Raw genomic sequence first — 16,668 nt, forward strand, 5'->3', positions numbered from 1 at the left:
TACATGCACGCTCTTCAAGCCAAGATCCTCGACCCTCGCCTGGGCAACGAATTCCCGCTGCCGCAGTACGCCACGCCCGGCTCCGCCGGCCTGGACCTGCGCGCCATGCTCAAGGAAGACACCGTCCTGGAGCCGGGCCAGACCCTGCTGATTCCCACCGGCCTGTCGGTCTACATCGGCGACCCGGGCCTGGCCGCCCTGATCCTTCCGCGTTCGGGCCTGGGCCACAAGCATGGCATCGTGCTGGGCAACCTGGTCGGCCTGATCGACTCGGACTACCAGGGCGAGCTGATGGTCTCCTGCTGGAACCGCGGCCAGACGCCGTTCACCATCGCCATCGGCGAGCGTATCGCCCAGCTGGTGCTGGTGCCGGTGGTGCAGGCGCATTTCGACATCGTCGAATCGTTCGACGAGAGCCAGCGCGGCGCTGGCGGCTTCGGCCATTCCGGTAGCCACTGAGCCGATAGACCGACCGTTGGGCCATGGATGGCGAACTCTCTGGCAAATGCACCGTCCAAGCGTTCAGTTTGCGCCTGCCCAGAAGCCTTTGATGATTGGAGCACCCCAGAGATGAACGACATGGCCCACCTGGTCCCCGCACTGCCCGAGAGCATCTTCCGCGCCTACGACATTCGCGGCGTGGTCGGTAAAACCCTGACGGGCGAGACCGCCTACTGGATCGGCCGCGCCATTGGCGCCCAGAGCCTGGCCCAGGGCGAACCCCAGGTTTCGGTTGGCCGCGACGGCCGCCTGTCCGGCCCAATGCTGGTGGAACAGCTGATCAAAGGCCTGGCCGATGCCGGATGCCAGGTCAGCGACGTCGGCCTGGTGCCGACCCCAGCGCTGTACTACGCCGCCAACGTACTGGCCGGCAAATCAGGCGTGATGCTCACCGGCAGCCACAACCCGCCTGACTACAACGGGTTCAAGATCGTCATCGCCGGCGACACCTTGGCCAACGAACAGATCCAGGCCCTGCTGACTCGCCTCAAGACCAACGACCTCACCCGTGGCGAAGGCCGCGTCGAGAAGGTCGAGATCCTCGAGCGCTACTTCCAGCAGATCACAAGCGACGTGAAGCTGGCCAAGAAGCTCAAGGTCGTGGTCGATTGCGGCAACGGCGCCGCCGGCGTCATCGCCCCGCAGCTGATCGAAGCCCTGGGTTGCGACGTCATCCCGCTGTTCTGCGAGGTCGACGGCAACTTCCCCAACCATCACCCGGACCCAGGCAAGCCCGAGAACCTCGAAGACCTGATCGCCAAGGTCAAGGAAACCGGTGCCGACATCGGCCTTGCCTTCGACGGTGACGGCGACCGTGTGGGCGTGGTGACCAACACTGGCAGCATCGTCTACCCCGACCGCCTGCTGATGCTCTTCGCCCAGGACGTGCTGTCGCGCAACCCCGGCGCCGAGATCATCTTCGACGTCAAGTGCACCCGCCGCCTGACCCCGCTGATCGAACAGCACGGTGGCCGCGCACTGATGTGGAAGACCGGCCATTCGTTGATCAAGAAGAAGATGAAGCAGACCGGCTCGCTGCTGGCCGGCGAGATGAGCGGGCACATCTTCATCAAGGAACGCTGGTACGGTTTCGACGACGGCATCTACAGCGCCGCGCGCCTGCTGGAAATCCTCAGCAAGGCCGGCCAGGACGCCGAAAACCTGTTCGCCGCGTTCCCGAACGATATTTCCACGCCGGAAATCAACATTGATGTGACCGACGAGAGTAAATTCAGCATCATTGATGCACTGCAACGCGACGCTGCCTGGGGCGATGCCAACCTCACCACCATCGATGGTGTGCGGGTCGACTACGCCCATGGCTGGGGCCTGGTCCGCGCCTCCAACACCACACCGGTGCTGGTGCTGCGCTTCGAGGCCGACAGCGACGCCGAGCTGCAACGTATCAAGGCTGTATTCCGCGAGCAGTTGCTGCGGGTCGAACCAGGCCTGCAACTGCCGTTCTGACGACTATCCGTTCCTTACCTGGAGCCCTGCATGACCCTCGATCGCGATGCCGCTTCCCATGTAGCCGAGGTTTTGTCCGAAGCACTGCCCTACATTCGCCGCTTTGTCGGCAAGACCCTGGTGATCAAGTACGGCGGCAACGCGATGGAGAGCGAAGAGCTCAAGACCGGCTTTGCCCGTGACATCGTGCTGATGAAGGCCGTGGGCATCAACCCGGTGGTCGTGCACGGTGGCGGCCCGCAGATCGGCGACCTGCTCAAGCGCCTGTCGATCGAGAGCCACTTCATCGACGGCATGCGCGTCACCGACTCGGCGACCATGGACGTGGTGGAGATGGTGCTGGGCGGCCAGGTCAACAAGGACATCGTCAACCTGATCAACCGCCATGGCGGAAGCGCCATCGGCCTGACCGGCAAGGATGCGGAGCTGATTCGCGCCAAGAAGCTCACCGTCAGCCGCCAGACCCCGGAAATGACCCAACCGGAAATCATCGACATCGGCCATGTGGGCGAAGTGGAAAGCGTCAACACCGACCTGCTGAACATGCTGGTCAAGGGCGACTTCATCCCGGTGATCGCCCCGATCGGCGTGGGCAAGAACGGTGAGTCGTACAACATCAATGCCGACCTGGTGGCCGGCAAAGTGGCCGAGGCGCTGAAGGCCGAGAAGCTGATGCTGCTCACCAACATCGCCGGCCTGATGGACAAGCAAGGCACCGTGCTGACCGGCCTGACCACCGAACAGGTCAACGAACTGATCGCCGACGGCACCATCTACGGTGGCATGCTGCCGAAGATCAAGTGCGCACTGGAAGCGGTGCAAGGCGGCGTGAACAGCTCGCACATCATCGATGGGCGCGTGCCGAACGCCGTGCTGCTGGAGATCTTCACCGACAGCGGTGTCGGTACCCTGATCACCAATACCAAACGCTCCTGAGTCGTCTTGCCGGCGATGGAGTCAGTGAGCACAACACGGCTGCAAAAAAGGCGACCTCGATGGTCGCCTTTTTTGTGCAGCGCGGGAATCAGATCCCGTACTGCGCCCGGTAGGCCTCGACAGCCGGCAGGTGCTGCTTGAGCTGCGGGTCGTCGGCCAGGAACTCCAGCACCTGGGTCAGCGACACGATGCTGACCACCGGGATGCCGAAGTCGCGCTCGACTTCCTGGATCGCCGACAGCTCGCCATTGCCGCGCTCTTCGCGGTTCAGCGCGATCAGCACGCCTGCGGCCTTGGCCTGCTGGGCATTGATGATCTGCATGACTTCGCGAATGGCGGTACCGGCAGTGATCACGTCGTCGATGATCAGCACGTCACCAGCCAGCGGGGCGCCGACCAGGCTGCCGCCTTCGCCGTGATCCTTGGCTTCCTTGCGGTTGAAGCACCAAGGCACGTCGAGCTGGTGTTGCTCAGCCAAGGCCACGGCAGTGGCCGCCGCCAGGGGAATACCCTTGTAGGCCGGGCCGAACAACACGTCGAACGGGATCTTGCTGTCGACGATGGCCGCGGCGTAGCAACGCCCCAGCTGGGCCAGTGCGGAACCTGTGTTGAACAGGCCGGCATTGAAGAAGTACGGGCTGGTACGCCCCGATTTCAGGGTGAACTCACCGAAGCGCAGAACCCCGCGATCGATGGCAAAACGAATGAAGTCGCGCTGATACGGCTGCATGAAGAGTCCCGAATACCACGGATTTAGCTAAATGAGTTGAGCTCGGGTATCATACACGCACGAGATTTTTGGGGCCATTTATGCGGATCATCAGTGTGAACGTAAATGGCATTCAGGCTGCGGCCGAGCGTGGACTGCTCAGCTGGCTGCAAGCCCAGAATGCCGACGTCATCTGCCTTCAGGACACCCGCGCCTCGGCCTTTGAACTCGACGACCCAGCTTTCCAGCTCGATGGCTATTTCCTTTACGCCTGCGACGCGGAGGTGCCAGCCCAAGGTGGCGTGGCACTGTACTCGCGGATGCAGCCCAAGGCAGTCATCACCGGCCTGGGCTTCGAGACAGCCGACCGCTACGGGCGTTACCTGCAAGCAGATTTCGACAAAGTCAGTATTGCCAGCCTGCTGCTGCCTTCGGGCATGAACGGCGACGAAGACTTGAACCAGAAATTCAAGTTGATGGACGATTTTGCCAAGTACCTGGACAAGCAGCGCCGCAAGCGTCGCGAGTACATCTATTGCGGCTCGTTGTACGTGGCGCAGCAGAAGTTGGACATCAAGAACTGGCGCGACAGCCAGCAATCGCCGGGCTTCCTGGCGCCGGAGCGTGCCTGGATGGATGCGATCGTCGGCGACATGGGTTACGTCGATGCCCTGCGCGAGGTCAGCCGTGAAGGCGACCAGTACAGCTGGTGGCCGGACAACGAGCAGGCCGAGATGCTCAACCTGGGCTACCGGTTCGACTATCAGATCCTCACCCCGGGCCTGCGCCGCTTCGTGCGCAATGCACGCCTGCCGCGCCAGCCGCGCTTCTCCCAGCATGCGCCGCTGATCGTGGACTACGACTGGACGTTGACCATCTGACCTTTGGGGCTGCTTTGCAGCCCATCGCGTGACAAGCCCGCTCCTACAGGTATCGTGCAAGACCCTGTGGGGGCCGGCTTGCCGGCGATTGGGGCAATTAGTCTTACTTGATCGGCCGCCAGATCAGCGGATAGCGGTAAGGCTTGCCTTCATTGGCCTTGACCCCCGCAAGGATGGCCAGGACCAGCACCGCCACCGTCAGGATGGCGAACAGCACGATCCCCACCAGCACGAACATCAGCAGGAAGCAGATGAACCCGGCGATGGTCACGCTGATCTGGAAGTTCAGCGCTTCCTTGCCCTGGGCATCGATGAACGGGTCCAGTTCGCGCTTCCAGATCCACATCACCAATGGGCCCAGCAGGTGCCCGAGCGGCACCACCAGGCCAAGCAGCGCCGAGAGGTGGCAGAACATCGCCCATTGCCGAATTTCAGCGTTGGGCGGCGTGATCGGTAGATCAGGTTCGTTCATGTTCCACACCTCCTTGGCGTAGCGATCAATCGGCCAGCGAGGCCTTTTGCAGTTCGAAAATTTCGTTCATGCCCTTCTGGGCCAGGGCCAGCATGGCGTTGAAGTCTTCCGGCTGGAAGGGCGCGCCTTCGGCAGTGCCCTGTACCTCGATGAAGCCACCGGCGCTGGTCATGACCACGTTCAGGTCGGTCTCGGCGGCGGAATCTTCCAGGTAGTCCAGGTCGAGCACCGCTTCGCCCTGGTACATGCCCACGGACACAGCAGCGATCATATGCTTGAGCGGGTTGCCGCCCTTGAGGCCGCCGCGCTTCTTGATCACCGCCAAAGCGTCGCACAGGGCAACCATGGCGCCGGTGATCGAGGCGGTGCGGGTACCGCCGTCGGCCTGGATCACGTCGCAGTCGACGTACAGGGTGATATCGCCCAGCTTGCTCATGTCCAGCGCGGCGCGCAGCGAGCGGCCGATCAGGCGTTGGATTTCCAGGGTGCGGCCACCCTGCTTGCCACGGCTCGCCTCGCGCTGGTTACGCTCGCCGGTGGAACGCGGCAGCATGCCGTACTCGGCGGTCAACCAGCCTTGGCCCTGGCCTTTTAGGAAGCGGGGAACACCATTCTCGACGCTGACCGTGCAGACGACCTTGGTGTCGCCGAACTCGACCAGTACCGACCCCTCGGCGTGCTTGGTGTAGTTGCGGGTGATGCGGATCGAGCGGAGCTGATCGGCGGCGCGACCACTTGGACGTTTCATCTGGGATACCTGTACCGGGACTTTGAATCTGCGAAGCATTATAAGGCCCGCCGCCCTGGGAAGACATGCCTATTGTCGCGGCCCGGCAGCCTGTCGTCTTTTCCTACCCTGGCGCCAGGCAGTCTGTAACATGGGTGGATTGGGCGCCCGCGCCGCACTGCGTTACAATCCCGCGCCTTGCAGCCGAAAGGCTTCTTCGTTCATTCAGACTTAGCGAGGTACTCCCCCATGGTGCACAGCATGACCGCTTTTGCTCGAGTCGAGCGCGCCGGCAGCCAAGGCACCCTGGCCTGGGAGCTACGTTCGGTCAACCACCGCTATCTGGAGCCCCACCTGCGCCTACCCGAGGCCCTGCGCGACCTGGAAGGCGCCGTGCGCGAAGGGCTGCGCCAAGGCCTGTCGCGCGGCAAGGTGGAATGCACCCTGCGCCTGAGCGAAGACAGCACCGGCAAGCCTTTGCAGGTCGATCGCGAGCGCGCCGCGCAGTTGGTGGCCGCTGCAGAAACCGTCGCCGGGCTGATCAAGCAGCCGGCACCGCTCAACCCCTTGGAAGTCCTCGCCTGGCCAGGCGTGCTGGTGGCTGACGCCAGCGATCCCCAGGCGCTCAACGCCGAAGCCATGGCCCTGTTCGACGAAGCCTTGGCCGAGCTCAAGGCCGGGCGTCAGCGCGAAGGCCTGGAGCTGGCCCGGCTGATCAATGAACGCCTGGACAGCATGGCCAGCGAAGTCACCACCTTGCGTGCCCTGGTGCCACAGATGCTGGCCGCTCAACGCCAGCGCATCCTCGACCGCTTCGCCGACCTGCAGGCCGAGCTCGACCCGCAGCGCCTGGAGCAGGAGATGGTCCTGCTGGCGCAGAAGAGCGACGTCGCCGAGGAACTGGACCGGCTCAACACCCACATCACCGAAGTGCGCCGAGTGCTCAAGTCCGGCGGTGCCGCCGGCCGGCGCCTGGACTTCCTGATGCAAGAACTCAACCGCGAGGCCAACACCCTGGGCTCCAAGGCGTTCGACCCGCGCAGCACCCAGGCGGCGGTCAACCTCAAGGTGTTGATCGAACAGATGCGTGAACAAGTACAGAACATCGAGTAAGGCCACCCCTACCATGAACCACAGCAGCGGCACCCTCTATATCGTCTCGGCCCCTTCCGGTGCCGGCAAGACCAGCCTGGTCACGGCATTGACCAAGGACGACCAGCAGATCCGCGTCTCGGTCTCCCATACCACCCGCGCCATGCGTCCAGGCGAGCAGCACGGGGTGAACTATCACTTCGTCAAGCACGACGAATTCAAGGCCCTGATCGAGCAAGGCGACTTCCTCGAGCATGCCGAGGTCTTCGGCAACTTCTACGGGACTTCGCGCAGCGCGTTGCAGCAGACCCTCGAGCAAGGCTACGACCTGATCCTGGAGATCGACTGGCAGGGTGCACAGCAGGTGCGCAAGCTGATGCCCGAGGCATTGTCGGTGTTCATCCTGCCGCCGAGCCAGCAGGCCCTGCGCCAGCGCCTGGACAACCGCGGCCAGGACAGCGAGGCAATCATCGAAGGCCGCATGAAGGAAGCGGTCAGCGAGATGATCCACTATGACGAGTATGACTACGTCATCATCAATGATGATTTCGACGTCGCGCTTAAGGAATTGAAGGCAGTGTTCGTTGCTAACCGCCTGCTGCTGAAGAAACAGCAGGAACGCCATCAGGCGCTGCTCGAGCAACTGATCAGCTGAAATGCAATCGCGGGACAAGCCCGCTCCCACAGGAGCCCGCAAAATCAAAGAGTTATGCGTTGTTCTGTGGGAGCGGGCTTGTCCCGCGATTGGGCTGCAAGGCAGCCCCTTTTTGCATCACTCCTGCAATCGAAGCTTGGCCTGCTGCTGCAAGGTGGCGCCCAGGAAGTAGGCCGGGGCACGCCAGCGCGACAGCACCATCAGTACGATCCCCAGCGCCGAGATGATCGCCGCGATCACGAACACCAGCCCCAAGCCACCGACATGCGAGCCGCTGCCGAAGTCCGGCGAGGCACTGTCGATCGCGGTGCGCACGAAGATCACCGACAGAATCACCCCACCCACCAGCGGGCACAGGCCACGCATGAAGAAGTGGCGCACGCTGTCGAACAGGCTGCTTCGGAAGTACCAAACGCAGGCGAAGGCCGTCAGCGAATAGTAGAAGCAGATCATCATGCCCAGGGCCGTGATGGTGTCGGCCAGCACGTTCTCGCTGAGGGTGCGCATGGTCACGTAGAACACCGCCGCGGCGACACCGGCACAGATGGTGGCGTAGCGCGGGGTCTGCGAGCGCGGGCAGACGCTGGCAAACCGCTGTGGCACGGCGCCGTAGTAGCCCATGGCGAGCAGCGTGCGCGCCGGCGAGACGAAGGTCGACTGCAACGAGGCGGCGGTACTGGCCAGTACCGCGATGGACATCAGGATCGCCAGCGGCCCCATCACCGGGCCGGCCAGGTGGGCGAAGACGTTCTCCTGGATGCGCGGGTTGCCAAGGCCCAGGCCGACATCGCTGATCCCGGCGAACTGAAGGGTGGCGATGGCCGTGACCAGGTACAGACCGAGGATCAGCAGCACGGTCCAGGTGGCGGCCTTGCCGGGCACCTCGTCACTGCCGATCGACTCCTCGCTGACCGTCAGGCACACGTCCCAGCCCCAGAAGATGAAGATCGACAGCGACAGGCCAGCGGCGAATGCCGAGAACGACTCCACGCCGAACGGGTTGAACCAGGACAGGTCGAAGGCCAGCGGTGGCGGCGCGGTGGTCTCACCGAAGGCGGCGAAGGCGAAGCCGATCAGCACCAGCAGCTGCAAGGCGACCAGGCCGTACTGCACCGTCATGGTGGTGCCCATGCCCCGGCAGCAGATCCACACGGCCAAGGCGATGAACACGCAACAGGTCACTACGTTGATCAACAGGTTGTCCGCCAACGCGGCCAATGCCTGATGCCCGGTGATCTGGCCAAGGAATAGATAGAAGAAGTCGACGGCCACGCCCGCCAGGTTGGACAGCACGATGGTGGTCGCGACAACCAGCCCCCAGCCACCGATCCAGCCGATCATCGGCCCGAAGGCACGTGCCGACCAGGTGAAGGAAGTGCCGCTGTCAGGCTCCGCGGCGTTGAGCTCGCGGTAGCCGAGGGCGACCAGCAGCATGGGCAAGAAGCCCACGATGAAGACCGCCGGAAGGTGGGCGCCCACTTCGCGGACGGTCGGCCCCAGGGCGCCGGTCAGTGTGTAGACGGGCGCGATGGTGGAGATGCCCAGCACCACGCTGGCCAGCAGGCCCAGGCGGCCTTTTGCCAGGCCCTTGCTGGCGCGCTGGGTGTTGCCTGCGTCGGTCGCCACATCGGGTGGGCGGCCGGCTTCAGTGTATTCGCTCATGAGTATTTGCCGTAACTATTGGTATTGTTTTCACGGGCCTTGCGAACAAGGCCCGCTTTCACTCATTGAAAGCTGTTGCAGGGAGACCTTCGGGTAACGACGTCAGAATGCTTCCTGCCGTGAACCCTCCCGTGCAGCATGGGCTATGCAGGCCTCGCGGAACGCCTGGAAAAGGCGCCGAGAGACCGGGTTTTCGGCGAAACGCCATTCCGGGTGCCACTGCACACCAAGCACGAAGCCCGGCGCGTCAGGCATCGACACCGCTTCGATCAGGCCATCCGGGGCCCGCGCCTCGACACGCAGCCCTGGGGCCAAGCGGTCGATGCCCTGGCTGTGCAGCGAGTTGACCTCGAACTGCGCAGCCAGGCCCAAGCCCTCGAACAACCCGCCCGGCTCGATGGCCACGGGGTGTCGAGGGCCGTATTGCACCTCCAGAGGTGCATCCTCAGGTTCTCGGTGGTCCAGGTAGCCTGGCAATTCCTGCACACGCTGGTGCAGCGAACCGCCGAGGGCCACGTTCAGCTCCTGGAAGCCACGGCAAATGCAGAATACCGGCACGCCGGCGGCAATGGCCGCCTGCAGCAAGGGCAAGGTCAGGCGGTCACGCGCGAGGTCGTGCCGGGTGCCTTCCACGCTGGGGGCGCCATTGTAATGATGCGGCTCGACATTTGAAGGCGAACCGGTAAAAAGAATGCCATCGAGCCGCGCCACCAGCGCCTGGGGGTCACTACCCCCATCGCGCGCGGGCAGAATCAGCGGAAGCCCGGCGAAGCCGGCCGCCTCGACATACTTGTCGCCCACCGTGTGCGACGAGTTCTTCCCCACCTGCTGGCGGCAGGCGCTGACACCGATCAGAGGGACCGCATTTGCGCTCATGGGCTTACACCGTGTGCAGGTACCAGTTGTACTCGAGGTCGGAAATCGACACTTCGAACTCGGCCAGCTCGCTTTCCTTGCAGGCCACGAAGATGTCGATGTAGTCCGGGCTGATGTATTGGTTGAGGACTTCGCTGTCGTCCAGCGCGCGCAGCGCGTCGCGCAGGTTGTTCGGCAGGCTTTGCTCGAGCTGCTCGTAGGAGTTGCCTTCGATCGGCTCGCCCGGCTCGACCTGGTTGGTCAGGCCGTGATGAATGCCGGCCAGGATCGCGGCCAGCATCAGGTACGGGTTGGCATCGGCGCCGGCCACGCGGTGCTCGATGCGCACGTTCTCGCTGCTGTCGGTCGGCACGCGCAGGGCCACGGTGCGATTGTCCAAGCCCCAGCTCGGCGCATTGGGCACGTAGAACTGCGCACCGAAGCGGCGATAGGAGTTGATGTTCGGGCAGAGGAAGGCCATCGATGCCGGCATGGTCTCCAGCACTCCGCCGATGGCATGACGCAGCGCCTCGCTCTGCAGCGGGTCTTCGCTGGAGAAAATGTTCTTGCCGGTCTTCTTGTCCAGCAGCGAGATGTGCACATGCAAGCCGTTGCCCGCTTGGCCCGGGTAGGGCTTGGCCATGAAAGTGGTGTCCATTTCATGGTCGTAGGCGATGTTCTTGATCAGGCGTTTGAGCAGGATCGCGTAATCGCAGGCCTTGAGCGGGTCGGCGACGTGATGCAGGTTGACCTCGAACTGCGCCGGGGCGCTTTCCTTGACGATGGCATCGGCGGGGATGCCCTGCTCTTTGGCGGCCTCGAGCATGTCCTGCAGGCAATCGGCGTATTCGTCCAGGTCGTCGATCAGGTACACCTGGGTCGACTGCGGGCGCTTGCCGGAGATCGGCGAGCGTGGCGGCTGCGGGCGACCATTGAGGTTGTCCTGGTCGATCAGGTAGAACTCCAGCTCGAACGCGGCGCAGATATCCAGGCCCAGCGCATCGAACTTGGCGACCACCTGGCGCAGGACCTCACGCGGGTCGGCGAAGAACGGCGCGCCGTCCAGTTCGTGCATGGTCATCAGCAGCTGGGCGGTGGGGCGCTTCTGCCAGGGCTCATCGGACAACGTGCCCGGAATCGGGTGGCAGATGCGGTCGGCATCGCCGATGTCCAGGCCAAGGCCGGTGCTCTCGACGGTCGAGCCGTTGATATCCAAGGCGAACAGCGACGCCGGCAGGTTGATGCCTTTTTCGTACACCTTGTGCAGGCTGGCGCGCTCGATGCGCTTGCCGCGTACCACACCGTTCATGTCGGAGATCAGCAGGTCGACGAACTGCGTGTCCGGATGAGCCTCTAGAAATTCATTCATCTCGCTGGCGGAACTGGCGCACGGAGTGACCGACGTCATGGCTGTACATCCTTTGATTCGAGGCGGCGATGTGGAGGGATACGGCTGGCGCCTTGCGGGCGGCGATGGTTGTACTGTTGTTCTTTTCACTGTCCCATCGTGGGGATAGGTGCAGATCCGGCGCATTGATTACCGGGTGCCGTTCCACTATAAAATGGCACCTACGCAACAGACATTGGCATTACGGCAAACAGAGCGTGCATCGATGCAATACCAGATTACCCATGCGGACCTCTCCCTGGTGCTCGCCCTGGAGCGCGGTCGCTCGCTGGCCAAGGCGGCCGAGCTGCTCAAGGTCGACGTTTCCACCGTGTTCCGCTCGATTCGCCGGCTGGAATCCGCGCTGGGCACCGCCCTGTTCGTCAAGAGCCGCAAAGGCTACCTGCCCACCGACACCGCCCAGGCCCTGGCCGAGCAGGCCGAGCGTGCCGAACAGGCCCTGGATGCCGCGCGCGTCGCCCTGACCAGCGGCGAGCAGGTGGTCAGCGGCACAGTGCGCCTGACCTGCACCGAGGCGGTGATGCACAGCCTGCTGCTGCCGGCGCTGGCCGACTTCATGCCGAACTACCCAGCCCTTTCGCTGGAAATGGGCACCTCCAACACCTTCGCCAACCTCAGCCGACGCGACGCCGACATCGCCCTGCGCCTGACCAACACGCCACCTGAACACCTGGTCGGCCGCTGCCTGGGCTCCACCTCCTATGTGGTCTGCGGCCAGCCACAGTGGCGCGATCGTTTGGCTGAGTCGCACAACAACGTGCCATGGATCGCCCCGGACGACTCCATGCAGGACCACCCCACGGTGGTCTGGCGCAACCAGCAGTACCCAGGGCTGAACCCGCGCTACCAGTGCAGCAGCATGTCGACCATCGCCCAACTGGTGAGCACCGGCCTGGGCGTGGCGGCGCTGCCCGACTACATGGTCGATGCCCTGCCTGAAGTCGAGGCCCTCAGCGGCCCCCTGCCCGGTTGCGATACCCAACTGTGGCTGCTGACTCGCCCGGATTGCCGGGCGCTGCGCTCGGTGCAGACGCTGTTCGAGGAACTGACGCCGCGCCTGCGCGACGCCATGTTGTAAGGCTGTTGTCTTCGCCTCTTCGGAAGCGTTATCGTCGAACTCAAGCGTGCCGGTGTCTGCGCTGGCCCAATCGCGGGACAAGCCCGCTCCCACAGGTACAGCGCAAAGTTCAATTTCAGCGCGGCACCTGTAGGTGCGGGCTTGCCCGCGATAGCAAAACAGGCACCACCACACCCAACTCGGAAAAACAGCCCTTCCCTATTGGCTGGTGATTTTTTAAACTATCGAGTCCGCCTGCCCAACCTGGGCTGCACGCCTACCGCATTTGCTACTGAGGAAGACCATGGCCCGCGTAACTGTTGAAGACTGCCTGGAACACGTGGATAACCGCTTTGAGCTGGTCATGCTCTCGACCAAGCGCGCCCGTCAACTGGCCACCGGCGGCAAAGAGCCGCGGGTTGCATGGGAAAACGACAAGCCAACCGTCGTCGCCCTGCGCGAAATCGCCGAAGGTATCGTCACCCCTGAGTTCATCGCCGCCGAAGAGATCGTCACCGAAGATCCGGTCTTCGCCGCGTTCGAGGACGAAAACAACGAGGCTGTCTGATTCATGCCCGGTCGACGTCGCGCGGCACAAGGCATTCTTCCTCGGCAGGAGGTGACCCCATGCCGGGTATAGAAGCCCTCGCCGAACGGCTGTCGACCTACCTCGGCCCCGACCAGGTCAACCTGGTCCGCCGGGCCTACTTCTACGCCGAACAGGCGCACGATGGCCAACGCCGCCGCAGCGGCGAGCCCTACGTGACCCACCCGCTGGCCGTGGCCAGCATCCTGGCCGACATGCACATGGACCATCAGAGCCTGATGGCGGCCATGCTGCACGATGTGATCGAAGACACCGGCATCGCCAAGGAAGCCCTCTGCCAACAGTTCGGCGAGACGGTTGCCGAGCTGGTCGACGGGGTCAGCAAGCTGACCCAGATGAACTTCGAGACCAAGGCCGAGGCCCAGGCCGAGAACTTCCAGAAGATGGCCATGGCCATGGCCCGCGACATTCGCGTGATCCTGGTCAAGCTGGCCGACCGCCTGCACAACATGCGCACCCTGGAAGTGCTCTCGGGCGAGAAACGCCGGCGCATCGCCAAGGAAACCCTCGAGATCTACGCCCCCATCGCCAACCGCCTGGGCATGCACAACGTGCGCGTGGAGTTCGAAGACCTCGGCTTCAAGGCCATGCACCCGATGCGCTCCTCGCTGATCCACCGAGCGGTCAAGAGCGCCCGTGGCAACCGCAAGGAAATCGTCGCCAAGATCGAGCACTCCCTGGCCAACTGCCTGGCTGCGGACGGCATCGAGGGCGAGGTCAGCGGTCGGCAGAAACACCTCTATGGCATCTACAAGAAGATGCGCGGCAAGCGCCGTGCCTTCAACGAGATCATGGACGTGTACGCCTTCCGCATCATCGTCGACAAGGTCGACACCTGCTACCGCGTGCTTGGCGCCGTACATAACCTGTACAAGCCGCTGCCCGGTCGCTTCAAGGACTACATCGCGATCCCCAAGGCCAACGGCTACCAGTCGCTGCACACCACGCTGTTCGGCATGCATGGCGTGCCCATCGAGATCCAGATCCGCACCCGCGAAATGGAAGAGATGGCCAACAACGGCATCGCCGCCCATTGGCTGTACAAATCCAACGAGGACGAGCAGCCCAAGGGCAACCACGCCCGCGCCCGCCAGTGGGTCAAGGGCATCCTCGAGCTGCAGCAACGGGCCGGCAACTCGCTGGAATTCATCGAGAGCGTGAAGATCGACCTGTTCCCGGACGAGGTCTACGTGTTCACGCCCAAAGGCCGGATCATGGAGCTGCCCAAAGGCTCCACCGCCGTCGACTTCGCCTACGCGGTGCACACCGACGTGGGCAACAGCTGCATCGCCTGCCGCATCAACCGTCGGCTGGCGCCGCTGTCCGAGCCGCTGCAGAGCGGCTCCACCGTGGAGATCGTCAGCGCCCCGGGCGCGCGGCCGAACCCGGCCTGGCTCAATTTCGTGGTCACAGGCAAGGCGCGCACGCATATTCGCCACGCGCTCAAGCAACAACGCCGTTCCGAATCCATCAGCCTGGGCGAACGCCTGCTGAACAAGGTTCTCACCGGCTTCGACAGCAGCCTGGAGCAGATCCCTGCGGAGCGCATCCAGGGCATTCTCGCCGAGTACCGCCTGGAGCTGATCGAAGACTTGCTCGAGGACATCGGCCTGGGCAACCGCATGGCCTACGTGGTGGCCCGCCGCCTGTTGTCCGCCGAGGGCGAGCAGCTACCGGCCCCCGAGGGCCCGCTGGCCATCCGCGGCACCGAAGGCCTGGTGCTCAGCTATGCCAAATGCTGCACACCGATCCCGGGCGACCCGATCGTCGGCCACCTGTCAGCGGGCAAGGGCATGGTCGTGCACCTGGAAAACTGCCGCAACATCAGTGAAATCCGCCATAACCCCGAGAAGTGCGTGCAGCTCTCCTGGGCCAAGGACATCACCGGCGAATTCAATGTCGAGCTGCGGGTCGAGCTGGAGCACCAGCGTGGCCTGATCGCGCTGCTGGCCAGCAGCGTCAACGCCGCCGACGGCAATATCGAAAAAATCAGCATGGACGAACGCGACGGCCGTATCAGCGTGGTCCAACTGGTGGTCAGCGTGCGCGACCGCGTGCACCTGGCCCGCGTGATCAAGAAGTTGCGTACCCTGACCGGCGTGGTCCGCATCACCCGCATGCGTACGTAGTCCGTCAACCAAGGAGTCATCATGACCAAGACCGTCATCAACAGCGACAAGGCCCCAGCCGCCATCGGCACCTACTCCCAGGCGATCAAGGCCGGCAACACCGTGTACATGTCCGGCCAGATCCCGCTGGATCCGAAGACCATGGAACTGGTCGAAGGCTTCGAAGCCCAGACCGTCCAGGTCTTCGAAAACCTCAAGGCCGTAGCCGAGGCTGCCGGCGGTTCGTTCAAGGACATCGTCAAGCTGAACATCTTCCTCACCGACCTGAGCCACTTCGCCAAGGTCAACGAGATCATGGGTCGCTATTTCGAACAGCCTTACCCAGCTCGTGCCGCCATCGGCGTTGCCGCGCTGCCGAAAGGCTCGCAGGTCGAGATGGACGCCATCCTGGTCATCGAGTGATGCCTGCGGTGACGGGCTTCCCGCCCGTCACCTTCCCTTCCCCAAGGTTCCAGCACCATGCGCCACGCCCTTTCCCTTGCACTGGCAGCCCTGCTCCTGGGCGGCTGTGCCAGCCATAAGCCCGAAGACTACAACGGCACCTGGATCAACCAGGACGCTATCGATGCTGCCGACGGCGGCAGCCTGCGCCAGGCTCTGAGCGAGCATGGGCCGGTACTCGAATGGAAAATCGACGTCGCCAACCAGCAGGCCAGCTACAGCAATGGCTTCGAGGCGGTAGACGGCTACCTCAGCGCCAAGGAAGACCAATGGCAAGCCAGTTTCTCTGGCGGCCAGACCGAACAATTGAGCTTGGACGGCGATACCCTGCGCGCCACCTCGCAAACCGGCGAGAAGCAGACGTTCGTACGGGTCAAGGCCGCACCCGCCAACGCCCCGCTGGGCGGCAGCTTTGAAAAGGCACTGTACAAAGCCTACCTGGGTGGCGACTGGAAGATCATCGAAGGCCAAGGCAAGGGCGCGACGGTGCGCTTTGCCGACAACGGCAGCGTCACCGGCCTGCCGGGTCCCGATCGTTTCGCCCTGTGCCTGGCCGGCGATTGCGCCAGCATGGGCGGCGACAACGACAGCCTGTGGCTCGAGCGCAACCAGCGCGGCGCGCCATGGATCTTCAAGCGCGACGACGACACCCTGGAGATCTTCCAGGCGGTGAACCGGGCGCAAGGCAGCGACATGCCGCAACTGGCACCGGGCGCACGCCGCTGGGTGCTGGAGCGCGACTGACCTTGCCTGTTGCCAGGCCCGATCTCCCCGGCGCCTGGCAAGGGCTTCGCCCTTGATCGCGGCACAAGGCCGCTCCTACAGAGGTCACAGCGCAGCCCGAAGGACTGGGATGTCTCTCATGGAACACGCGTAGCTAGTTGATTTGCGAGGCCCTGTGGGAGCGGGCTTGTCCCGCGATTGGGCCGGGGCCGATCTCCCCGGCGCCTGGCAAGGGCTTCGCCCTTGATCGCGGCGCAAGGCCGCTCCTACAGAGGTCACAGCGCAGCCCGAAGGACTGGGATGTCTCTCATGGAACACGCGTAGCTAGTTGATTTGCGAGGCCCTG

Annotated in this window: 16 protein-coding genes and 1 pseudogene; 11 read left to right on the plus strand and 6 right to left on the minus strand. The window is 63.7% G+C overall.

Features of this window, described 5'->3' with window-relative positions; translation table 11 throughout:
* The first annotated feature begins 3 nt into the window (after positions 1 to 3).
* The 3 genes and pseudogenes from dut to argB all read left to right on the plus strand — a co-directional run bounded on the left by dut (position 4) and on the right by argB (position 2,904).
* Positions 4 to 459, plus strand: a complete 456-nt coding sequence (dut, locus tag IRZ56_RS09435) for a dUTP diphosphatase (protein WP_196144714.1) — start codon at positions 4 to 6, stop codon at positions 457 to 459.
* Positions 460 to 594: 135 nt separating this feature from the next.
* Positions 595 to 1,968 (plus strand): annotated as a pseudogene (locus tag IRZ56_RS09440) (phosphomannomutase/phosphoglucomutase); the annotation flags it as partial.
* Positions 1,969 to 1,998: 30 nt separating this feature from the next.
* Complete coding sequence (argB, locus tag IRZ56_RS09445) at positions 1,999 to 2,904, plus strand: acetylglutamate kinase (protein WP_084855342.1); 906 nt, start codon at positions 1,999 to 2,001, stop codon at positions 2,902 to 2,904.
* Between the two features lie 88 nt (positions 2,905 to 2,992).
* On the opposite strand, the gene pyrE is transcribed toward argB, so the two are convergent.
* Positions 2,993 to 3,634: an orotate phosphoribosyltransferase gene (gene pyrE / locus IRZ56_RS09450; RefSeq protein ID WP_011536401.1), complete on the minus strand. Its 642-nt coding sequence runs from the start codon at positions 3,632 to 3,634 to the stop codon at positions 2,993 to 2,995.
* Positions 3,635 to 3,714: 80 nt separating this feature from the next.
* On the opposite strand from pyrE, the gene IRZ56_RS09455 reads away from it, so the two are divergent.
* Positions 3,715 to 4,494, plus strand: coding sequence for an exodeoxyribonuclease III (locus IRZ56_RS09455; protein ID WP_084855341.1), 780 nt, complete (start codon positions 3,715 to 3,717; stop codon positions 4,492 to 4,494).
* Between the two features lie 103 nt (positions 4,495 to 4,597).
* Here IRZ56_RS09455 and IRZ56_RS09460 read toward each other — a convergent pair whose 3' ends face one another.
* Entirely contained in the window at positions 4,598 to 4,966 is a 369-nt protein-coding gene (locus IRZ56_RS09460) for a DUF4870 domain-containing protein (protein WP_196144716.1), read from the minus strand.
* Between the two features lie 25 nt (positions 4,967 to 4,991).
* On the minus strand, positions 4,992 to 5,714 hold the full coding sequence (gene rph / locus IRZ56_RS09465) for a ribonuclease PH (protein WP_084855339.1): 723 nt from the start codon (positions 5,712 to 5,714) through the stop codon (positions 4,992 to 4,994).
* Between the two features lie 228 nt (positions 5,715 to 5,942).
* Here rph and IRZ56_RS09470 point away from each other — a divergent pair, with 228 nt between their 5' ends.
* Entirely contained in the window at positions 5,943 to 6,806 is an 864-nt protein-coding gene (locus IRZ56_RS09470) for a YicC/YloC family endoribonuclease (protein WP_196144717.1), read from the plus strand.
* 13 nt (positions 6,807 to 6,819) lie between these two features.
* Entirely contained in the window at positions 6,820 to 7,440 is a 621-nt protein-coding gene (gmk, locus tag IRZ56_RS09475; protein ID WP_196144718.1) for a guanylate kinase, read from the plus strand.
* A 117-nt stretch (positions 7,441 to 7,557) separates the two neighbouring features.
* Here gmk and IRZ56_RS09480 read toward each other — a convergent pair whose 3' ends face one another.
* The 3 genes from IRZ56_RS09480 to IRZ56_RS09490 form a co-directional block, all read right to left on the minus strand.
* On the minus strand, positions 7,558 to 9,102 hold the full coding sequence (locus IRZ56_RS09480) for an APC family permease (RefSeq protein ID WP_196144719.1): 1,545 nt from the start codon (positions 9,100 to 9,102) through the stop codon (positions 7,558 to 7,560).
* A 102-nt stretch (positions 9,103 to 9,204) separates the two neighbouring features.
* Positions 9,205 to 9,978 (minus strand): gamma-glutamyl-gamma-aminobutyrate hydrolase family protein, encoded by a 774-nt coding sequence (locus IRZ56_RS09485; protein ID WP_196144720.1) that lies wholly within the window; start codon positions 9,976 to 9,978, stop codon positions 9,205 to 9,207.
* 4 nt (positions 9,979 to 9,982) lie between these two features.
* Positions 9,983 to 11,365, minus strand: a complete 1,383-nt coding sequence (locus tag IRZ56_RS09490) for a glutamine synthetase family protein (protein ID WP_196144721.1) — start codon at positions 11,363 to 11,365, stop codon at positions 9,983 to 9,985.
* A gap of 205 nt (positions 11,366 to 11,570) precedes the next feature.
* Here IRZ56_RS09490 and IRZ56_RS09495 point away from each other — a divergent pair, with 205 nt between their 5' ends.
* The 5 genes from IRZ56_RS09495 (at position 11,571) to IRZ56_RS09515 (ending at position 16,343) form a co-directional block, all read left to right on the plus strand.
* A complete protein-coding gene (locus IRZ56_RS09495; RefSeq protein ID WP_196144722.1) occupies positions 11,571 to 12,443 on the plus strand; it encodes a LysR family transcriptional regulator in 873 nt (290 codons plus the stop codon).
* Positions 12,444 to 12,726: 283 nt separating this feature from the next.
* On the plus strand, positions 12,727 to 12,990 hold the full coding sequence (rpoZ, locus tag IRZ56_RS09500) for a DNA-directed RNA polymerase subunit omega (RefSeq protein ID WP_008091595.1): 264 nt from the start codon (positions 12,727 to 12,729) through the stop codon (positions 12,988 to 12,990).
* A 59-nt stretch (positions 12,991 to 13,049) separates the two neighbouring features.
* Positions 13,050 to 15,158: a bifunctional GTP diphosphokinase/guanosine-3',5'-bis pyrophosphate 3'-pyrophosphohydrolase gene (gene spoT / locus IRZ56_RS09505; protein ID WP_196144723.1), complete on the plus strand. Its 2,109-nt coding sequence runs from the start codon at positions 13,050 to 13,052 to the stop codon at positions 15,156 to 15,158.
* 21 nt (positions 15,159 to 15,179) lie between these two features.
* The gene (locus IRZ56_RS09510) at positions 15,180 to 15,560 is read left to right on the plus strand and encodes a RidA family protein (protein ID WP_043209898.1); all 381 of its coding nucleotides are present in this window, start codon (positions 15,180 to 15,182) and stop codon (positions 15,558 to 15,560) included.
* Between the two features lie 57 nt (positions 15,561 to 15,617).
* Positions 15,618 to 16,343: a hypothetical protein gene (locus IRZ56_RS09515; RefSeq protein ID WP_196144724.1), complete on the plus strand. Its 726-nt coding sequence runs from the start codon at positions 15,618 to 15,620 to the stop codon at positions 16,341 to 16,343.
* Positions 16,344 to 16,668: the final 325 nt, after the last annotated feature.

It is taken from the genome of Pseudomonas guariconensis (genome assembly GCF_015680235.1).
Classification (GTDB): Bacteria; Pseudomonadota; Gammaproteobacteria; order Pseudomonadales; family Pseudomonadaceae; genus Aquipseudomonas; species Aquipseudomonas guariconensis_A.